Here is a 19,700-nt window from a genome sequence, read left to right on the forward strand (position 1 = left end):
GGTCTCCGTCACCCCGCCACGGGGAGCGGGGAGGCGGCCTGCTCCCGCACGAGGGAGAGGCGTCCGCCGGTCAGGGCCTCCCGGCCGAAGCCGACGCTGGTGTGCCGTCCCCGGCCACGGACCTCGCCGACGGGGGCGAGGACGGGGCGGGCGAGCGGGGCGGTGCCGTCGGCGAGGCGGCGGACGGCCTCGAAGGTCACCGACGCGCCCATGCCGTGCCCGAAGAGGACGATCGGGCGGTCGTCGGCGCGGGCCGCCAGGTCGTCCGCGATCCGGCCGGCCGGCTCCCCGATGTCCGTACCGACCGGCTCGGTCCGGCGGTCCCGGCGGACGAAGGCGTCGACGCCGAGCGCGAGGGTCCGGGAGACGGTGAGGCAGAAGCCCGCCGAACCTCCGGCGTGCGGGAAGCCCACGAGCCGGACGGCGGCGTCCGGTGCCGGGCGTAAGTTCCGTATCCAGAGGTCTTCGATCTGTGCGGTCATGGGTTCCTCAGGGCCTTTCACACGGTTCGGCGGACGCGCTCGCGCGGAGCGCCCCGGGCTTCACGGCTTGAGGACAACCCCGTCGGCGGCCTCGATCGGTTCACCGTATTCCAGCGTGATGCCCTTGGCCCCGTATTCCTTGCGGAGGCCGCTGATCTCCCCGGGGGGTGAGGATGTCGTGGTTCGCGAAGTGCAGTTGGAACGAGGACACACCGGGCAGGGTCCCGGCGGGAGCGCGGATCTCGGCCGGGAAGTTCGGCAGCGCGGAGAGGCCGTTCCCGAACGACACCGCCTCCGAGGTGAACCGGTCGCCTGCGCCCCGCCACTGCAGCCACGCGCGAAACGAATGATCACCCGATAGAGCCGACGCAGTTCCTTCACGGGATCAGCGAACTCCCCTGCCTCCCCGGATGCTTCGTCCTTCTCCGGCGTACGACCCGCCCGCTACTCCTGGCCCGCCTTCGCGGCGGCGTGCGCCGCCGAGGATGAGACCGATGGCACCGCCGGACATCAAGATGGCGGTGAAGATGCCGAACTTCTCGCTCGTCCCGGCGCAGGTGACGGCCCGGGAGGGGCGCAGGTAGGCGGCCTCGTGGACCGACCCGGCCTCGGCGGGGACAGCTCGGTCGCGCAGGACGATGACGGTGCCGATGCCGTCCTGGAGGAAGACGGTCCCATCGCCCTCTCGGATGTCCACGTACCCACCAGGAATTCGTACGCGATACGCCTCAGGAAACCGGATAGGCGTACTCGATGTGAACCAGACGCGCAATACCGAACAGCAGAAACGCCGCAGGTGGCAGCAGCCACCAGCGGACGAGAACGCCGCGCCACACGGGCACATACGAGAGGAGAAGACCGAGCACGCCAAGGACGCACAGGAACACGGCGGCCGCGGCGATCCCCTCGATCGCGGCCGAGTCCCAGTCACCCTCGGGCCGGGTGAACAGGGCGCCGTAGCCCAGGTAGCAGCCGAGTAGATTCAGCAGGACGAGTACGACCGTCCACGGTCCACACTCCTCACCGGACACACGCCCTGCCGCACTCACTCGATGACGCCTCTCGCGTCGTCCGGCTTTCTGCCGTAGGCCTGGATCTGGCCGTGAGGTCGGTTCCTGGTACCGAGCACCCGAGAAACCGCAGCGCAGAAGCCCTACTTCACCGGCTCCAGAATCGCCACGCACTCCACATGATGCGTCATCGAAAAGACATCGGCCAGGCCGGATCCTGAAGAACGGCAGGTCAGACCCATCTTCTCGGCTCACCAGCCCGCTTGCTGACATCCAGAGCGTCAGCCGAGCGTCACAGAGGACCGTTACACCCCCTGACGCGATGCACTCGCGCGTAGCCCCCTGGTGGGGAGCGATCAGCGGCGCTCCACGCGACGGTCGTCGGCCTTCCCTCTTGCCGAGCAGTGGGACGCAGTGACGGCTGGGCACCGTGTACCTGATGACCGGGGAGAGCTGGGTGGACTCGGAAGCAGCGTGGTCTACCAGCTCAGTCGCGGTGCCCGTTCAGGGTGCATGACGGGGGCATTCCCTGGATCAGGTCGCCCAACGCTCTCCCCGGCTCGTCCCACTCCGTGGCCGAAAAGGGAACCGTCCTCGCCACCCTGACGGAGACTGGCAGGCGACGATCAACAGGGCGACGAGGAGAGGAGAGCGCGCCGATGGAGGAGTTCACGTACAAGCCCGCCGCCGATCGGCTCTTCGGGATGGTCCACATCGCGCTCAGCCACGAGGGCGGGACGGTGACGGTGAGCGGTGACGGGCTGCCGCGCACCGAGATCCGGCGGAGCGCCGGTACCCCGCTGGAAAGCCATGTGCCGATCGGTACGCGCGAACAGGGGCGGCTTACCCTGAGCGTGGACGGCGCGGACGAGGCCCTGCGCCCTGCGAAGGGCTTCCTGACCCGGCGTTCGTACCGGGTGGAGGTCGAATCCGCGGCGCGGGGACACGGGTATCTGCTGGTGCCGGACTCTCTGGGCACCAGCCATCTGCTGCGCGACGGCCGCCTCCTCGGCGTCTTCACGTCGACCGGGGACGGGACGGTCAGCGCCGAGTGGGAGGAGCCGAACAGCGGCGAGCACGCGGAGCCCCACGACGCCGCCGTGGGGTACGCGCTCGCCGCCGCCTTCGGGACGGGGGCCGAGCCGATGTGGAAGCTGACGCTGAACGCCCTGCTGGAGATGTGGCCGTGAGTAGGTCTGCCCTCATTTCTCAGTCTGCGGCAGCGGGTGGGAGCAGGTCGATCGGGCGACGAAAGCGATGCCGTCGTAGTCCTTCGCCGGTACGAGCGGCGCGGTGTGGAAGCGGTAGGAGAACCGCGGCACGTTGGCGCCGAAGCTGCGCTGTGCCTGCGGCGCGTGCAGCCAGGGGGCGGTGCAGCGCAGGTCGATGTAGTAGTCGCCCTTCAGGGCGTCGGCGAGCCGTGCCTCGATGGACCGGGTTCCGGTGCCGATGCGGTGCCGTACAGGAGGGGTCTGCAGGTCCCTGCGGGCGAGGAAGGAGCCCTTGCCGAAGAGCAGGGCCAGGGCGTAGTAGCGGTCACCGTAACGCTCACGGAGCCTGCTACCGAGCGCGGTGACCCGGTCCCCGTACGTGCCCTTCGCGAGGTGACCGTTATGCGCCCAGACCATGACCCGGGCCACCGAATCGGCGTCCACGAGGCGGGCGACGGCATCGGCCATGGCTCGATCGCGCACGGCGAAGGCGCTCTCCTCCCCGGCGGACTGGTCGAGCGGGCGGGTCACGAGATCGGCGGCGCGGACAAGGATCCGCGCGTGCTCCACCAGCTCGGCGTCGGCGTGGTCGGCGAGGTGGCGGGCGACGTCCTCGGCGCGCTGTCGGAGCTCCTGTTCGGGGTCGGGGCGCGAGCCGGGGCGGGCGTGGATCAGGACCTCCAGGGCGCGGGCGTCCTCCTCGCGTCCGGGCACGTGCGCGCGCAGGAAGGACGTCACGGCCTCGACCGAGTCGGCGCTGCGCTGCGGGTCGATGCCGACGAAACGGACCCGGCACTCCTCGGCCAGGTCCCGGTTGTGCGCGTGGAGCCACTCGACGAGGTCGACCATCTCTCGCGTGCGCCAGGTCCAGAAGCCGAGCCGGGCGACGAGCCGCGCCGGGTCTCCGATGCCGTGCCGAACGTAGGCGTCCAGGGCGCGGGCGGCGGACTCGCTGGCCTCCATGGCGAGGGTGGTGAACCCTTCCTCGTGGACCAGGAACTCCATGATCCGGTGCTTGAGCCGGAAGAACTCGGCTGTGCCGTGGGTGGATTCGCCCAGGCCGACGATCCGGGCGCCGCGCAGCATCTCCCCCAGCGGCTTCAGGTCGTCGGTGGGCGCACCTGGGGTGAGCGTGTCCAGGGGGCGGGCGTGTTCGGTCAGCCAGCGGGCGATCTCGTCGGGCACCGGGGTGCCTCTCCTCCCTGCGCACGGCGTGGCGTGGCTCCTGCGGCCCGCCCGTGTCGCCGCACGCGATCGTGTGTCAGCTCTCGGCTTCGCGGCACGCCGTCAGGATCTCCCTGAGGTCTCGTACGGCGTCCTCTCGGCCATGGTCGGAATACACGCCCGCGGCGTTGACGACAACTTCGTCCACGCCCGCGCGCCCGTATTCGGCCAGTCCGGCGGCGATCTCGTGTGGGGAGCCATGCAGGAAGACGCCGGCGTCGACGAGGGCGCGGGCGCCGAGGTTCGGGCGGCTGTGGTGCACGCGCAGCCCGGCACGGCGGAGCATGTCGGTGTAGTGGGGTCCGGCGAGGTGGGCGCGTGCGGCCGTGTAGGCGAGACGGTACGGGTTGCGGTGCGGGCGATCGACGGCGGCGTGCACAACGGTGACGACCCGCGGCACGGGGCGGCCCGCCTCGGCGGCGCCCTTGGCCATGGCGGGCAGCAGGGTGTCCTGGACATAGCCGTGCGGGGTCATCCAGCTGATCGCGGCGTCCGCGACCTGCCCGGCGGCGCGTGCGAGCGCGGGACGCAGCACGCCGAGTCCGGTCTCGACGCCGGGGTGCGCCAGTGGGGGGAGCCGGACGGAGCCGCCGTCGTCCTCGGGACCAAGCAGTCGCCGCACCTCCCGGAGGTAGGCGAGGCAGGCGTCGCGCGGGCTGTCGTACGGCTTGCCGTGCAGTCCCGCGACGAAGTCCGGGGTCGCGGGACCGAGCCCGAGAACGGTGGGGTGCCCGGTGAGCAGCGCGAGGGAGCGGGACTGGATCGTGGCCTCCATGGGGTGCCGCAGTGGCATCAGGACGACGCTGGTGCCGACCGGGACGCGGTATCCCCGCCCGGCCAGATAGGCGAAGACCTGCTGGGTGTCCGCGCTCAGCGACTGGCCCTGCCAGAGGCGGGCGGCCCCGCCGTCGCGGACGAGTGCGGCGAAGGGGACGAGGGACTCGGGGTCCGTCGGCATGAGGGGGTACAGGACGGATACGCGCATCGTTCGGCCTCAGGAGGACGCGGCTTCGGTCAGATAGCCCGAAGCCTGGATTCGGAAGAGACGGGCGTAGACGCCGTCGGCTCGCAGCAGGTCCTGGTGGACGCCGTCCTCGATGACCCTCCCGTTCTCCAGGACGACGATCCGGTCGGCCATCCGGACCGTGGAGAAGCGGTGGGCGATGACGAGGGAGGTGGCGCCGCGGGCGACGTCCCGGAGCCGGGAGAAGATCTCGGCTTCGGCCTCGGCGTCGATCGCCGCGGTCGGCTCGTCGAGGACGACGACGGGGGCGCGCCTCATGAAGGCACGGCTGAGGGCGATCTTCTGCCACTGTCCGCCGGAGAGCTGGTGCCCGTCCTCGAAGTGGCGGCCGAGGACGGTGTCGTGGCCCTGCGGGAGCTCGTCCACGATCGCCGAAGCGCCGCCTGCGCGGGCGGCCTCCGCGATGCGTGCGGTGTCCTCGCGGGCCTCGACGCGGCCGAAGCCGATGTTGTCGCGGACGGGCAGCTCGTAGCGGATGAAGTCCTGGAAGATGACGCCCATGTGGCGTTGCAGATCGTCGAGGTCGTACTCCTCGATGGGAACGTCGTCGACGAGGATCTGCCCGCTCGTCGGTTCGTAGAGGCGGGTGAGGAGCTTGACGAGGGTGGTCTTGCCGGCGCCGTTCTGCCCGACGAGGGCGACGCACTCGCCGGCCGGCAGGATGAAGCTGACGCCGTCGAGGACGACACGGCCGGTGCCGGGGTAGACGAAGCGCACGTCCCGGAACTCGATGCCCTTGCGGAGCGTGTCCGGAAAGGGCCGGGTGCCGCCCTTGAGCCGGCGTTCGGGCAGGGCGAAGAAGGCAAAGAGGTTGCCGAGGAAGAGACTGTCCTTGTAGAGGGCGGCGATACCGAGCAGCATGCCGTGCGCGGAGACCTGGATCGAGCCGACCGCCTGGAGGTAGCCGGCGAGCTGGCCGACCTGGCCCGCTTCGGTGGTGGTGTGGATGGCCCAGAGCACGGCGCCGGACGAGGCGGCGACGCTGACCAGGCCAAGGACACCGCCGAGTACGGACTGCCGGTGGGCGAGGCGCCGGTCCACGTCGAAGAAGGTCCGCACGAGTCGGGTGTACCGCTCCAGGAGGTGCGGTCCGAGCTGAAAAAGGCGCACCTCCTTGTAGGTGTGGTCGGTGGTCGTGAGGTGCTGGTAGTAGTACAGGCGGCGGCGGTCGGGGGCCCGTTCGTACTCGATCTCGTACGCCTTGTGGCTGAAGAACATGTACGAGATCACGGACGGGACGGGCGAGACCAGGATCACCAGGGCGATCCAGGGGTTCCAGGTGAAGAGCACGATGCTGACCGTCGCCAGCGTGACCAGCTCCCGGGCGACCTCCAGGAGCTGGGTGAAGACCTGGTAGACGCGGCCGCCGTTGCTCTCCTGGAAGGCGCGCTGCATCGTGTCGTAGATCTCGGTGTCCTCGTACTGCTCCAGGTCGAGCCGGGTTCCCTTGCGCATCACCCACTCGCCCACGCGGGCGGTGAGCTCCAGGCGCAGCAGGGTGTCGAGGTACTGGAGAAAGGTGCCGAGGACGTGGTTGACCAGGCCCACGCCCAGCAGCGCACCGCCCACGAGAAGAGCCGTTCGTCCGGCGTCCGGGTCGCCGGTGACGGCGTCGGCCACGCCCTGCACGGCGGTGGCGACGAGCCCGATCTGGGCGGCCGGGATCAGGGCGAGCAGGACGGAGACGACCGTGAAGGCCGTCACCCGCAGCGGACTGAGTCGCCAGAACAGTCCGCTGACGCGCAGCCAGATCATCCGCGCCCCTCCCCCGCCGCCGTGTACGCCGTGCTCGTCGTCGGGACGCCGACGGCGGCCTCGCGGCCGCGGAGCGCGCGTCGGACGTGGGCCCACAGGGCGTGGCTGCGGGCCTCCCGATCGAGGTCGATGGGCAGCAGCCGGTTGATCTGCATGTGGGCCAGGCTGGCGAGAACCTGCTCCTCGGAGCCGACGAGGACGCCTTGCCGGGCGGCCGCTCGCACCGCCTCCACGGTCTCCGCCACCGCAGGCGCCTGTGCCCCGAAGGTCTCCTGGAGCAGCGACCGGTGGGCCCGGCCCTCCGGGTGGGGGTCGCGGTCCCAGGGGCTGAGGAGTTCGCAGAGGTAGTCGCGGTGGGCGCGGAACAGGGCGCGGCTGTCGCGGACATGGGCCTCGTCCGGGCCGGTGCCGTGATCCGCGTACGGGGAGAGGTCGACGCCCCACTGGACGTGGAGGGTGTCGAGAGCGGCGACGGCGAGGAACTCGGGCCTGATGTCGAGCCGCCGGGACAGCAGCAGGGCGGTCGCCTCGCTGTTGGCGCGGAAGAGCCGTTCGGCCGCGTCGAAGACGTCTGGGCCACCGTAGCGGGCGATCTCCGGTGCGTATGAGGCGAGTTCGATGTCGCGGGCGAGCCCGAGGTCGACGAGGCCCCGGCCCCACGCGGTGACCTGGGTGAGGGTACGGGCCGGGTCGGTGCCGCGCACCCGCAGCCGCAGGTGCGGGAAGGGGTCGGCGTACCGGATGTAGAACCAGCGGTCCAGGAGCTCCTGGGCAGCCAGTTCTCCGACCAGGTCCAGGAGCGGGCCGGCGATGATCTCGTCCTGCCGCTCGGGCGCCGCGTAGACCTTGAGGAAGGTCCAGGGGCCGCCGGGGGCATGGCGCTCCACCGGTACCGCCCGGCGGTGGCGCGGCACGGGCGCTCGCGTGGCGCGCACGGCGTCGCGGGCGACGACGGGCACGACGACCTCGGCGGCGTAGCGCTCGCCCGCCTCGTCCTGGAGCCACAGGCCGTCGAAGGACGGCAGCATCTCGTGCAGCACGACGTTCGTCCGCTTGGCCGACTCCGCCCGGAGCTCCTCGCGGCAGGCGGGGTGGTCGAGGTCGAGGAGCAGCCGCTGGTCGGCCTCGACGAGGTAGACGTGCCGGGGCACCCGCCACCGGACCCGCCAGCCGTCGAGGTCGTCGACGGCGCCGGCGGCGAGCCGCCACTGGGCGGGCCGCAGGACGACCTTGCCGCGGCTGACACGCGGCAGGAACGGAGCCGTCTCCGCCGGTCCCCAGTGGAAGCCGGTCGGCAGTATGTGGCCGTCCAGGGACGCCTCGATCAGGAAGCGGGCGACGTTCGGGGCAAGCGTCGGGCTGAGCATGTGGTGCTGGGCCACGACGATCTCCCGGTCGAGCCGGCGCGACCACAGGTGGAAGCGGTCCCCGGAGACGCCGACCAGGATGTCGTCCAACGGCACGACCCGGTCCGGGCCCACCGACGGGGCCGTGTTGACGGGGATCTCGTAGGGCCGGACGGCCGGGCGGAGCGTCACGTTGGCGGCGCGGCCGTACGGCGGCAGGAAGGCGAGCTCCGCGTAGGCGACGTCGGGGAAGAGGGCCTCCTCGCGCCGCGCGTATCCCCGGAGCCGTTCCACGGCGTCCTCCCCGAGGAGGTGGCCGAAGCGGCCGAAGGTGCGTCCTCCGTAGGTGAGGCTGTCGTGGCGCAGGACCGCCCGCCACTCCCCCCGGTCCAGGGCCTGCCGGTCGGCGGAGTGGATCTGGAGGTACGCCTCCATCGCGGGCGGCGGGTCGGGCATGGGGCCGGGCGGGGCGAGCCGGTCGAGCCAGGCGTCGGTCAGCTCGACCTCGTCGGCCCGGTCCCACCACGCCTGCTGGGCGAACTCGACCAGTGCGCCGTCCAGACGGGCGGTGTCGTCGGGCGGCGCGGTGGGCAGCTCGATGGAGCGCGGCGGATTGGTGTACGTCGGCGGCGCGTCCAGGCCGGTGTCGGGGCTGAGTAGGCTGAGGACCGGGACGCGGGTCCCGGCGCCGTACCGCTCGCTGAACTCCTCGCGGTAGCGCGTCAGATGGTCGCGCCTGCCCTGGGCGGCGCTGAGCCGCATCAGGACGCCGACGGCGTCGGCCGCGGCCTGTCCGACCGAGGCGTCGAGGACCGGCTCGCGCAGGTCGAGGAGGGTATCGACCTGGTAGCTCCGCCCGCTGTGGCCGGGCACGAGTTCGTCCTGCGCCGCCGCGAGCGCGCGCAGCGAGGCGGTGTCGTGGACCCGGTCGGCGAGGTCGGCGACGGCACGGAGCCGTTCGGCGGTGGTCGCGGCGGCGGGGACGTCGGTCAGCTTCTTCAGGACGTGGTGCTCGGGGCGCCCCGCGGTCTGCGGCGGCCGCAGGTCGCCGATGAGGAAGCCGAGGTCCCAAAGCTGCCGGACCAGGCCCTCGACGGTCTCGGCGGGCACGTCGGGGAAGGCGGCGGCGAGTTCGGCGGTGAGCCGCTCGTACGGGACCGGCACGGCGGCCGTCCGCATGACGAGGTCGACGGCGGGGGTGGCCCGGACGCGGACGGTCCGCTCGTCGTGGCGGCCGTACTTGTCGGCCTGCGGCAGGACGACGCGGTCGCCCGCGCGGGCGGCCGTCGGGTTGAGGACGAGGTGGAGCCGGCGCAGAAGGTCCGCGTCCTCCTCCAGCTTCTCGATGAGCGCCAGCAGCCAGCCCATGTCGGCCCGGACGTGCAGCCGGTGGTCCTCGGGCCGGCCGAGCCGGGCGGTGGTGGCGGCGCCGAACTCGCCCATCGCGACGCCGGAGAAGGCTCCGAAGGGGGTGGGCCGGGTCGCCATGCGGGTCAGGTAGCGCAACAGTCCGGAGCGGAGGCGGCGGACGCGCTTCTCGGGCAGCTCGTCGAGGCGGTCGAGGCTGCCGGCCAGGTCCTCGCTGGCGACGAGCAGGGCGCGGGCGACGTCGGGGCGGCGGGCCCGTTCGACGAGGGCACCCGGGGTGCGGGCCGGGTCCTCGGTGAGGTCGAGGAAGGTGCGGGCGGGCAGGACCGGGGCGCGCAGCAGGAAGAAGCCGGCGGGCTCGTAGGACGGCATGGGCATCACCGGGCGAGGAAGACGCGGAACCAAAGGGGCCGCTGCTCGCCGAGGGCGGCGAGCAGGGTGAGGGCCACGCCGGTGGCGCCGGTGAGGAGCCCCGGGTCGTCGACGGGCACGTCGGGGTCCTCCAGGTCGGCGAAGCCGAGCGGACGTGCCGCGTCGTGGTCGTCGAGCAGCTCCCCGACGAGGGCCGGCAGCCGGTCGCGGGCGGCGGTGCTGTGCGGCGCGAACTCCAGGGTGAGCATGACGAGTCCGGCGAGCCCGTGGCAGAGCGTGGGCGAGAGCGGCCGCAGGTGTCCGGCACGGGCGAGCGCGCCATCGAAGGCGGCGACGGCGGCGGTGCGGAGTTCCTCGTCGGCGGTTGCCTCGGCAACGGTCAGCAGGGCGCCCGCGACGCCGACCGTCCCGTAGCACCAGGCGATCCGGTCGTGTCCGCGGCCGGTGGCGGCCTCGTGGCCGTGCTCGTCGACGGGGACGCCGTCGCCCCAGACGGGGCCGTGCTCGTCGGTGCCGGCCCGGTCCCGGATCCAACGGGTGAGGTGGGCGACGGCCTCGCGCTGGCCGGGCCTGCGGTGGCCCGCCTCCCAGGCGGCGGCGAGAGCTGCGGCCACGCCCGGAGCGCCGTGCGAGAGGCCGAGGTTGAGATATCCGTGCGGGTACCTGACGTGGTGGTCGCCGACGGGCGGGTAGTGCGCCGGGGTGATGAGCCAGCGGTGCGGGGTGCCGTCGGTCTCGGCGGGTCCGGCGAGCCAGACGAGGTGGTCCACGAGCACGGCGACGGCCTCGGCGACCCGGGGCGAGGGACAGGGGACGGCGCCGAGGTGGGCGAGGGTGCCGGCGGCTCCGGTGACCAGGTCGTAGTCGAGGTCGCTGACGGAGCGCTCGATCCGGTGCGGGGGCGCGGCGAGGATCTGTTCGGCGAGCTGCTCGTTGAGCCGGTCGAGGCTGGGCCCGAAGCGGGGCTCGTCCCGGGCGACGTCGGTGAGGGCGAGGGCGAGACCGCTGGTGCCGGCGAACAGGCCGTGGTGCTCCAAGGGTTCGATCTGGGTGGACAGGACCGCCTCGCGTATGTGGGTGTACGCGGTCTCCGGTTCACCGAGCCCGGCGCGGGCGGCGTACAGGTGGAGGAGGGCCGAACCGGCCAGGCCGTGGGTGAGACTGGGCGGGTACCAGGCGCCGGAGGTGTCGCTCTGTTCGGCTGCGCGGAGCGCGAGGTCGTCGAGCTGGGCGGGGGTCGCGGTCGCGGCCACGACCTGGCTGACGGCCGTCCGCGCGCGGCGCACGAGTGCGGGGTCTGCCGTACCGGCCCAGGTGTCGGTACCGTGGTGGGCGAGGTGCATGTCAGTCCAGTCCTGTCTGTTCGGCGTGCTGCTCGCGCTGTGTCGACGGGTGCTGCCGTGTCTCCACCACGGCAGCACCCGTCGAACGTTCAGCCCGTGCCTACTTGGGGGCCACGCAGAGGATCGTGCACATCGAGGTGCAGGCACACGTCTTGGTGACGCTGCAGCCGACCCGGGTGCAGACGGTGCGGGTGGCGATCGTCGAGACCGACGGCGGGGGCGCCTGCTCACCGGCGGGGCCGGCGGCGGGGGCGGAGATACGGGCGTCCAGGTCGAATGCGTCCGACATGACTCTTCCTTTCGGAGTTCCTTTCCCGGCGGCCGAATCCGCCGGGGTCGCCGGTGATTTCCCGGCGCTGGAGAAATCCTGTCGAATCGCGTTCGTCTCTTCCATTGGCCGTGGCGACAATATTCACACCGGCCGGGAAATTCCTTCCGTGGCGAATGCGTAGGAAGCCAGGCACACGGCGAGGCGGGACGAGAGTTCCAGTTTCTCCATGACGGCGGCGACATGTGCGCGCACGGTTCTCTCGGTGACGTGCAGGCGCTGCGCCATCGACTCGTTCGAGAGCCCCTCGGCGAGCAGCAGAAAGGTCTCCTGCTCCCGCGGGGTGAGTCGGCCGACGCGTCCCAGCGCCGGTTTCCAGTGCGGCCCGCCCGGCGCGCGGGCGGGTGCGGCGTGCGGTGTCTCGGTCTCGCTCACGGTGCTGCGACGCTCCTGTCTGCGGCGGCCCTGCCCAGCGGCCGCGCGAGGTGGTCGGTGGTCAGCCTGCGGTAGAACGGGTCCTCCGCCAGCAGTTGTTCGTGGGTGCCGACGGCGCTGACCCGGCCGTCGTCCAGGACGACGATCCGGTCGGCGGCGCGCACGGTCGACATGCGGTGCGCGACGACGAGCAGCGCGCGTTCCCGGGAGATGCCCCGGAGCATGTCGGTGAGGTCGCGTTCGTTGATCGGATCGAGTTGTGAGGTCGGTTCGTCGAGCAGGACGAGTTCGGGCCTGGGAAGCAGCGCGCGGGCGATGGCGACGCGCTGGCGTTCGCCGCCGGAAAGGTTGAAACCGCGGTCTCCGACGGCGGTTTCCAGACCGCCCGGAAGGCGTTCGACGAGTTCGGCCAGATTCACCATCCGCAGCGTTTCGAGAATTGCCTCCTCGCTGGCTTCCGGGCTCGCGTAGGCGAGATTGTCACGCAGTGTTCCGTAGAGCAGGGGCGCGTGCTGCTCGACCAGTCCGATACGGGCGCGATGGGCGCGGGGGGCGACTCCGCGGAGCTCCTTGCCGTCGAAGAGGAGCTGTCCGTGGTCGGGCTCGTAGAACTTCTCGACGAGCGAGACGAGCGTGGTCTTCCCCGCGCCGGACCGCCCGACGAGAGCGATGAGCCCGGTCCGGGGCACGGAGAAGGAGACGTCGCGCAGCACGGGCCGGTCACCGTAGGAGAACGCGACGCCGCGCACGTCGAGCAGGGACGAGGAGACCGGGCCGGAGGGGACGGCGGCCGGGGCCGGCCCACTCGGGTCGGCCCCCTCGGAGCCTTCGACGGGCAGCCGGAGGACGTCCTCGATGCGGCGGAGCGACCCGAGGCCGCGCTGGATGAGGCTGAGCGCGTTGAAGAGGCCCGCGAGCGGCATGACGAGGTAGGTGGCGAAGAGCAGGAAGGCGACCAGTTCGCTGACGGACATGGAGCCGCCGGAGACCCGGACGGCTCCGATCAGCAGCACGAGCAGGAAGGATCCGTTGACCGCGATCTCCATGGCGGGCCCGACGACGGAACCGAGCCGGGCCGAACGCACGCCCGCGGTGTAGGCCGTGTCCACGTCCGCACCGATGCGCTCGGCCTCCCGGAGCTCGGCGCGGGCGGCCCGTACGGTCCGGATGCCGCCGAGGGCGCGTTCGAGGTCGGCGGTCATCGCGCCGACACCGGCCAGGGCCTGTTCCGTACTGGTACGGATGCCTGCCATCACCCCGGCGACAAGGACGGCGGCGACCAGCAGCGTGGCGGCGACGACGAGGAACATCACCGGGTCGATCCAGAGCATCAGTCCGGCCGCGCCGACGCCGGTCACGGAGACGGTGACCAGTTGCACGAAGCTGCCCGCCACCATGTCGCGGAGCACGGTGGTGTCGGTGCCGACGCGCGACAGCAGGTCGCCCACCCGTCGGCCGTCGAGCTCGCGTACCCGGACGAAGAGCAGCCGCTCGACGAGCCGTCGGCGCAGGCGCCGCACGACGCTCTCGCCAGTCACGTCCAGCAGATACTGGCCGCACGCCTCCAGCGCCGCCTGAGCAAGGAAGAGGGCGGCCAGCGCGACGACGAGCAGCGAGAAGGTCCGATCGGCGGCGACCCTGTCGATCAGGCGCATCGTCAGAAGAGGCTGGAGCAGGCCGAGTACGGTGCCGACGACGGTCAGCGCGAGCGCGGCGCCGACGGTCCTGCCGCTGCCGCGCAGTAGCCGCAGCAGATCACCGGCGCCGGGGCGGGGGCCCTCGGGCGGCTCGGCGTCCTCTCCTCCTTCGCCGCCCCGGGCGGTCCCGGCGACCCCGGCGGTCGGCTCGGTCACGGGCTCGGCCTGGGGAGCGGTCGTGGGCCCGGGCGAGTCTCCGGTCGCGAGCGGGTCGGTCATGGGCCTGCTGACGGGCGGTTCCGTCATGGGCGGCTCCTCTCCTCGGTCCGGGGGCCCACGCTGATCAGCACCCGGAAGTAGCTCTCGGGCAGTTCCTCGCCAACCAGCAGACCCTCCGCCTCCACCCAGGCGTGGGCGCCGAAGGGCGGCGCGGCGCGGACGCCGACGCACCAGGTGGGCCACTCCCCCCGGGCCCGGCACAGCAGCGCCGTGGCCACCGACCGGGGCAGGCAGCCCTCACGCCCCGCGCACACCGCGCTGACCGTGGTGACCGCCTGGCGCGCCCGGTACGTACGGTCGTGTCCGGCCGGGCGCGCGCCACGCGCCACCAGGCGAAGGAACCGTCCGAGGCGGGCGGGGGACAGCAGGAGCAGGGGGCGGGCCGCCGCCACGGCGAGGCGGGCGGCGGCGCGCTGCGCGAACGTGGTCCCGGTGTGGGCCTCCGGCACGGGGTGGAAGCTCATGGCCGTACCAGGCGGGCGTCGCGCAGCGCGGTCAGGAGCGCGGTGACGTCGGCCGTCGCACGGTCGCCGTCCACGTCGAACGCGGCGCAGAGGGTGGCGGCGATCTCCCCGGCCGGTCTGCCGGCGAGCAGACCCGTCAGGACCAGACTGCCGGTCGGATTGAGCTCCCAGTACTCGCCGGTGCCGCCGTCGAGCAGGACCTTGCCGTAGTCCGTGTCGACCAAGGACACGTCCTCGCGCAGTTGCATCGCGTTTCCCCTTTAGATGGTGCGGAGCCAGATCTCGCAGGCGAGCGTGGTGTCGAGGCCGCCGTGCCGCAGTTCGGGAGACGAGGGCCGCAGGGTGATGTCCACGAGCCGCTCGGCGTCGACCAGCCCGGCCGTGGCGAGGTGCGAGTCCCGCCACAGATCGGCGATCCGGCCCCGGTTCTCGCGCAGGCCGTTGGCCGCGTCGGCCGACGCCTCGCCCTTGGTCGTGCGGCGCAGCAGGGCGTCGGGGACCCGGCCGCGCATCGCGGTCTTGAGCAGTGGTTTGAACTCCCAGGGCGTGGCGCGCTCCTCGGACCGGACGGACCAGCACGCCTCGACCACCGCGTCGTCGAGGAAGGGGCTGGCCAGCGGCAGCCCGCTGTGCTCGGCGACCTGGTGCAGGATCCGTGTGGCGCGCGTGCCGTGGTGCAGGGTGTGGAGTTCGTTGTGGAGAGCCCGGGTCGCGCCGCGCGGTTGGGCGGTGCGGGCGGCCTCCCGCAGACTCCGGCGTACGGAGGCGGCCGCGTCGGGCGTGGCCCAGCCGGGGAGGCGGGGCGGGATGTCCCAGCCGAAGACGTCCGGGCTGTGCGGGGCGGGACGCGGCGCGGTGATCTCGTCGGCGGCGTCGGCGAGCCACTGGCCGTACGGGCGGCGATCGGTGAGCACCGACAGCGTCTCCCTCATCGACCAGCGGTTCTGGGCCCGGTAGCCGCGGATGCTGCGCAGCGCCGTGAGGGGGCGGCTGGTCAGCAGGTCGCGGTGGTGGGCCGGGTGCCCCCACAGGACGTGGTCGCCGCCCATACCGGTCAGGTGCAGGCGCGAACCGCCGGCCAGGAGGGCGTCGTGGCCGACGAGTTGGCGCGGCTGGTCGAGGATGGTGGGCAGGGGTTCGTCGACAGGGCCGCGCACGTCGAGCAGGCCGCTGTAGAAGAGCGGGATCTCGTCGATGTCGAGCAGGACGTGGTCGAGGCCGTCGATCTCCGCGGCGGCGAGCCGCGCCCACCGCACGTCGTCGTCGCCCGGGTCCCGGCTCGGCATGGTGAGCGCGGGCAGCGGCCCGGCGCTCACCGGAGCGGCGAGCGCGCAGACGGTGGTGGAGTCCAGCCCGCCGGACAGGTCGGCGCTGACGGTGCCAGCCGCCTCCACCCGTGTCCGTACCGCCTGGTCGAGCGCGCGGCGGAGCGCCTCGGCGCCTTCGGCGAGCGGGACGTGCGTGCGCGGCGGTTCCCACCAGCGGGCGGTGCGGGTGGGGGTGCGGCCGAACCGAAGGAGTTCGCCGGGGACGACCGCGTGGACCCCGCGCCAGAGCGGGACATCGCCCAAGGGGTGCGGGACGAAGTCCAGCAGGCGCAGCGCGAGGACATCCTCGTCGACAGGCGCGTCGACGATCCGGGCCAGGACGTCGGCGCGGTTGGCGGCGACGGTGAAGCCGTCGGTGGTGGCGTGGAAGAGGCGGCGCAGCCCGGCGGCCGTGCCACGGGCGTGGATCTCGCCGTGGGCCTCGACGACGACGTGGAAGTTCCCGGGCAGGCGGGCGGTCAGCCGGTCGAGCGCCTCGATCTCGCGCACCCCGGCGAGGTGCGACTCGAGTTCGGCGGCGCCGACCGGGGTGTGCCCGAGGAGCGCCACGAAGAGTCCGTGGCTGTTGCGGGCGTGGACGGAACCGGCCCAGTCGCCCACGATGAACGGGTTTCCGGACGGGTGTGTGAGGGTCCGTGCGGCGCGCGGTTCCAGGCGGGAGGCCACGGCGAGGGCGGCCTCACAGTCCGGAAACAGCGCGAACCAACCCTCGCCGTGGCCTGTCATCGGACTACCAGCCCAGAGGCAGACGGACCTTGGGCTCGTGCGGCCCGCGCTTCAGGAAGCCGGTGTCCTTGCGGAAGTCGCCGGCCTTGGAAAGCGCCGGAACCTCGTAGACCTTCTTGGCCATGGTTCTGATCCCTTCTCTCGCTGGGTTTCTGGCGAGCCGGTCCCGTCCCGGGATGCGGTGACCGCTCACGAGGATCCTCGGCCGCGGGCGTCCGGCCGCTCAAGGTCCGGCCGGTGCCCGACACGCTCCGTGGTGCTGCCCGTCGAGACGGTCCAGCGCCTCCGGCGGGGTCGCCACCTGGGAGGAGAAGCCTTCCGCTCAGCCGGATCCGGTGGGCCGCGGGCGGTGGATCAGCATGGTCTTCTTGGGTTGTTGCTCACTCTCCGCATGAGCTTCCTTGGCACCAACCCGGCTCGCGACGGCCCCGGAGGCCGGCCGACCGTGCCGCGCGGTACGCCCGTGGCGGGCGGCCACCCTGGGCATCCGCTCGATGGCGGAGATGATCGCGGCGCGCGGGATGCCAGAGACGTCGGCGATGTTGACGACCCGCTGCAACTGGTCGGAGATGTCGTCGAGATCCATCGGCTGCGTGCCGTGGAGCACGACCGCGCCGCGCCCCCGGCCGAAGTCGATGAGTCCTTCGCTGCGCAGCAGCCGCAGCGCCCGCAGGATGGTGTTCTTGTTGGCTCCGTACTCCCGGCCGAGCTGGTCCGCCGGGGGGAGGTGCTCCCCCTGGGCGTACCGTCCGGCGGCGATGTCCATCCTGAGTCGCGCCCGAATCCGGGCGTAGAGCGGCTCTGCCCCGGTGCTGGCCTGGGCGCGGATGTGGGCCGTTCCCGGCACTGATGACATGTCGTGGATCCCCCTTCAGGCTCAAGTTGTGCTCAAGCTCGCGCACCGTGCCGTCGGCTCGCCGGCGCAGAAGATCGGCTTGGCGTCGAGGCAGCGCGACGGGCGGCTCCCGGTGGTCGGGGCGGAAGCCGAAGGCTGCCACCGCCTTCCCCCTGGTCCGGCATCGACTCACGTCGATTCTTCGGTGATCTGGATCTTTCACGTCGGTCGACAGCCAGTGCAGCGGTACCGTAGCTCGGCGCTTGACGGTCTTCAACCAGCTGGATCAGACTGGGCGTTGCGCAGATTCACCTCAGTGGAAAGCGCAGCGATACACGTACCGGATCCCGACCGGATCCCGCACCAGAGTGCGTGCGGGAGCCCTGCATCAGGCCCGAAGGGGGTGGCCGCCGTGCCGGAGAACGCCGATCACAGCTTCGCCGACAAGCTGAATCGACTCTTCGAGACCGTCCGGCCGGACACCACCCACGAGTACAGCAACGAGCAGGTGGCGTCGGCCATTCGGGAGACCGGCGTCTCCATCTCCCAGTCGTACATCTGGCAGTTGCGCAAGAGCCGTAAGACCAACCCGACGCTCCGTCACCTTCAGGCACTGGCTGGCTTCTTCGGCGTGCCGACGGCCTACTTCGTGGACGACGAGGCGGGCGCGCGGATCGAGGAGCAGCTCTCAGCACTCGCCTCCGAGCAGGCGCGGCTGCACGAGGCCACTCAGGGCAGTGACGTGAAGCTGATGGCCATGCGCGCGGGCCAGTTGTCGCAGGAACACCGCAAGCAGGTGATGGACCTGCTGGACATCGTCTACCGCCTGGAGCAGGCCGAACGCGGTGGTACGCCTGGGGATGATGGCCGAAATCGTCCTGGATCATGACGGTGTGACCCCGTTGGATGGCAGACCAAGACGCGGGATATCCACCAGCGGAGTAGGTCCTTGAACGAACGACGGTTACGCAAGCGATGTCGCTCCGTCCTGCGAGAGCTGGGCATCACACCCCCTCTGCACGTACCCGAGCTGTGCCGGCTCCTCGGCGAGCACCGCGGACGGCCGATCCGGCTGGTCCCGTACTCCCTGCCCGTCCCCGGCCCCTACGGTCTGTGGATCGCCGGAGCCCACGCGGACTACATCTTCTTCCAGAAGGAAACCAGCCAGGCGCACCAGGACCATATCGTCCTGCATGAGGTCGGTCACATCCTCGCGGACCACACGGACGACCAGTCGGACGACGCCGTGTGGCAGGAGCTGCTACCCGATCTGTCCGTCGAGGCGATCAACCGGGCGCTGAGGCGCACTTCGTACGTCGAGGAGCGGGAGCGCGAGGCCGAGCTCGTCGCCACCATCATCCTCGAATGGGCCTCGGTCCTCGACCGGGTCACGCCCCGCGCCCCCGGTGACGCCTCGGTGCGCCGGGTGCACACGGCGCTGGCCGACCGGCAGGGATGGCTCTGACCGTGCTCTCCATGGTGCTCGCCGTCGTCCTGTACGGTTCCCTGCTCTGGACGGGGAGGCAAGGGCTGCGCGACCCGTCCGACCGTATGCTCCGCGCGGTTTTCCTCTGCCTGCTGTGCGCGGGCCTCTCCTTCCCCTTCGGCGTCCCGGCCGGAGCCCGGCTCATGGACGGCCTGACCGGGGACGGTGCCGCGAAGCTGACACAGAACCTCTGTCTGCTGGGCACGGTCCACTTCCTCGGCTGCTTCTTCATCCACGCGGCCTCGAACCCGGCGACCGCGACCGCTCGGGTGCGGCGACAGACGGTGCCACTCGTCGCGACCGCAGCCGTGATCACGCTGGCGATGGCGCTGACCCCCGGGGTCGAGCGGAGCCACACGTACGCCACCGCCGACATGCGGGAGCCGGGCGTCGCCGTCTTCTACCTCATGGCCGGCGCCTATCTGACGTACGCCCTGACTATCGCGCTGGTGTGGACGGTGCGGTACGCCCGGCTGGCGGGCCGGCCTCTGGTGGCCGGGCTGCGGATGCTGACGGCCGCGCTGGCCGGCATGGTGCTCGCCTCCGCGGTCCGTGAGGCCGCGACACTCGTGCGCCTCCTTGGCGGGGAGGTACCGCACCCCGTGATCGTCGGGGCGAAGCTCGCCCTCGACCTCGCGATCCCGCTGTTCGTGACGGGGGTGGTCTGGCCCGGTCTCGTGACACGGTGGGCGAGCATCCGGGTGTGGTGGCACCACGGCCGCGTGTACCGAGAACTCGCTCCACTGTGGACGGAGTTGCACGCCGCGTTCCCGGAGGACGCGCTCGAACGCACCCGGTCCGACCGCTGGTGGGACGGGCTGACCCCGGGCAGCGTGCACCGCCGCTACTACCGACGCGTCATCGAGTGCCGGGACGGCCTGGTCCGAATCAGTCCCCATCTGGCACTGATGGCGGACACCAAGGTGCCTCTGGAGCCCGAGGTCGCGGCGATCCATCTGCGCACGGCTCTGCGGGCATACGCGGCGGGCGAGAAGGCACCGTCGCAGGCGGTACCGGTGGCGCTGCCCCACGGGGACGGCGGACTAGAAGACGACGTACGGCAATTGACACGGATGTCCGAGGCCCTGGCGGCTTCGCGCGCGTGAG

The 19,700-nt window shown here is 71.9% G+C and carries 19 protein-coding genes and 1 pseudogene; 4 read left to right on the forward strand and 16 right to left on the reverse strand.

The genetic code is table 11. The features are described from left to right. Positions 1-8 precede the first annotated feature (8 nt). From ACIQD7_RS04755 to ACIQD7_RS04765, 3 genes and pseudogenes are all read right to left on the reverse strand, one after another. Positions 9-482 carry a thioesterase domain-containing protein gene (locus ACIQD7_RS04755; RefSeq protein WP_402439367.1) on the reverse strand — a complete coding sequence of 158 codons (474 nt, stop codon included), beginning with the start codon at positions 480-482 and terminating at the stop codon, positions 9-11. A 163-nt stretch (positions 483-645) separates the two neighbouring features. After that, positions 646-860: pseudogene (locus tag ACIQD7_RS04760) on the reverse strand (2-oxoglutarate ferredoxin oxidoreductase subunit alpha); the annotation flags it as partial. A 350-nt stretch (positions 861-1,210) separates the two neighbouring features. Beyond that, positions 1,211-1,531 (reverse strand): hypothetical protein, encoded by a 321-nt coding sequence (locus ACIQD7_RS04765; RefSeq protein WP_402439369.1) that lies wholly within the window; start codon positions 1,529-1,531, stop codon positions 1,211-1,213. 620 nt (positions 1,532-2,151) lie between these two features. Between ACIQD7_RS04765 and ACIQD7_RS04770 the strand changes: the two genes are divergently transcribed. Then, positions 2,152-2,682: a hypothetical protein gene (locus ACIQD7_RS04770; protein ID WP_402439371.1), complete on the forward strand. Its 531-nt coding sequence runs from the start codon at positions 2,152-2,154 to the stop codon at positions 2,680-2,682. 12 nt (positions 2,683-2,694) lie between these two features. Here ACIQD7_RS04770 and ACIQD7_RS04775 read toward each other — a convergent pair whose 3' ends face one another. The 13 genes from ACIQD7_RS04775 to ACIQD7_RS04835 form a co-directional block, all read right to left on the reverse strand. Further along, positions 2,695-3,888 (reverse strand): erythromycin esterase family protein, encoded by a 1,194-nt coding sequence (locus ACIQD7_RS04775; protein WP_402439373.1) that lies wholly within the window; start codon positions 3,886-3,888, stop codon positions 2,695-2,697. A gap of 76 nt (positions 3,889-3,964) precedes the next feature. Then, the gene (locus ACIQD7_RS04780; protein WP_402439375.1) at positions 3,965-4,912 is read right to left on the reverse strand and encodes an LLM class flavin-dependent oxidoreductase; all 948 of its coding nucleotides are present in this window, start codon (positions 4,910-4,912) and stop codon (positions 3,965-3,967) included. A 9-nt stretch (positions 4,913-4,921) separates the two neighbouring features. Beyond that, a complete protein-coding gene (locus ACIQD7_RS04785) occupies positions 4,922-6,706 on the reverse strand; it encodes an ABC transporter ATP-binding protein (RefSeq protein WP_402439377.1) in 1,785 nt (594 codons plus the stop codon). Beyond that, positions 6,703-9,792, reverse strand: a complete 3,090-nt coding sequence (locus ACIQD7_RS04790) for a lantibiotic dehydratase (RefSeq protein WP_402439379.1) — start codon at positions 9,790-9,792, stop codon at positions 6,703-6,705. The genes ACIQD7_RS04785 and ACIQD7_RS04790 overlap by 4 nt, the downstream gene beginning before the upstream one ends. Before the next feature lie 5 nt (positions 9,793-9,797). Then, positions 9,798-11,135 (reverse strand): lanthionine synthetase C family protein, encoded by a 1,338-nt coding sequence (locus tag ACIQD7_RS04795; protein ID WP_402439381.1) that lies wholly within the window; start codon positions 11,133-11,135, stop codon positions 9,798-9,800. Between the two features lie 100 nt (positions 11,136-11,235). After that, a complete protein-coding gene (locus ACIQD7_RS04800) occupies positions 11,236-11,424 on the reverse strand; it encodes an FDLD family class I lanthipeptide (RefSeq protein ID WP_366085997.1) in 189 nt (62 codons plus the stop codon). 123 nt (positions 11,425-11,547) lie between these two features. Next, complete coding sequence (locus tag ACIQD7_RS04805) at positions 11,548-11,838, reverse strand: helix-turn-helix transcriptional regulator (RefSeq protein ID WP_366085996.1); 291 nt, start codon at positions 11,836-11,838, stop codon at positions 11,548-11,550. Beyond that, positions 11,835-13,781: an ABC transporter ATP-binding protein gene (locus ACIQD7_RS04810; RefSeq protein ID WP_402439384.1), complete on the reverse strand. Its 1,947-nt coding sequence runs from the start codon at positions 13,779-13,781 to the stop codon at positions 11,835-11,837. Before ACIQD7_RS04810 ends, ACIQD7_RS04805 begins: the two co-directional genes overlap by 4 nt. Further along, on the reverse strand, positions 13,778-14,218 hold the full coding sequence (locus ACIQD7_RS04815) for a lasso peptide biosynthesis B2 protein (RefSeq protein ID WP_402439386.1): 441 nt from the start codon (positions 14,216-14,218) through the stop codon (positions 13,778-13,780). The genes ACIQD7_RS04810 and ACIQD7_RS04815 overlap by 4 nt, the downstream gene beginning before the upstream one ends. Then, on the reverse strand, positions 14,215-14,466 hold the full coding sequence (locus ACIQD7_RS04820) for a lasso peptide biosynthesis PqqD family chaperone (RefSeq protein WP_045322587.1): 252 nt from the start codon (positions 14,464-14,466) through the stop codon (positions 14,215-14,217). Before ACIQD7_RS04820 ends, ACIQD7_RS04815 begins: the two co-directional genes overlap by 4 nt. Positions 14,467-14,478: 12 nt before the next feature. Continuing rightward, the gene (locus tag ACIQD7_RS04825) at positions 14,479-16,272 is read right to left on the reverse strand and encodes an asparagine synthase-related protein (RefSeq protein ID WP_402439388.1); all 1,794 of its coding nucleotides are present in this window, start codon (positions 16,270-16,272) and stop codon (positions 14,479-14,481) included. A 4-nt stretch (positions 16,273-16,276) separates the two neighbouring features. After that, entirely contained in the window at positions 16,277-16,396 is a 120-nt protein-coding gene (locus ACIQD7_RS04830) for a keywimysin-related RiPP (RefSeq protein ID WP_107069644.1), read from the reverse strand. 198 nt (positions 16,397-16,594) lie between these two features. After that, positions 16,595-17,128 carry a GntR family transcriptional regulator gene (locus ACIQD7_RS04835; RefSeq protein ID WP_402439390.1) on the reverse strand — a complete coding sequence of 178 codons (534 nt, stop codon included), beginning with the start codon at positions 17,126-17,128 and terminating at the stop codon, positions 16,595-16,597. A 391-nt stretch (positions 17,129-17,519) separates the two neighbouring features. On the opposite strand from ACIQD7_RS04835, the gene ACIQD7_RS04840 reads away from it, so the two are divergent. From ACIQD7_RS04840 to ACIQD7_RS04850, 3 genes are read left to right on the forward strand one after another with little or no spacing between them, the layout of a single operon-like run. Next, on the forward strand, positions 17,520-17,996 hold the full coding sequence (locus tag ACIQD7_RS04840) for a helix-turn-helix domain-containing protein (RefSeq protein WP_402439391.1): 477 nt from the start codon (positions 17,520-17,522) through the stop codon (positions 17,994-17,996). A gap of 60 nt (positions 17,997-18,056) precedes the next feature. Next, positions 18,057-18,572, forward strand: a complete 516-nt coding sequence (locus tag ACIQD7_RS04845; RefSeq protein WP_402439393.1) for a hypothetical protein — start codon at positions 18,057-18,059, stop codon at positions 18,570-18,572. Beyond that, entirely contained in the window at positions 18,563-19,699 is a 1,137-nt protein-coding gene (locus tag ACIQD7_RS04850; RefSeq protein WP_402439395.1) for an MAB_1171c family putative transporter, read from the forward strand. Before ACIQD7_RS04845 ends, ACIQD7_RS04850 begins: the two co-directional genes overlap by 10 nt. The last annotated feature ends 1 nt before the right edge of the window (position 19,700 follow it).

It is taken from the genome of Streptomyces sp. NPDC093071, assembly GCF_044754545.1.
Classification (GTDB): Bacteria; Actinomycetota; Actinomycetes; order Streptomycetales; family Streptomycetaceae; genus Streptomyces.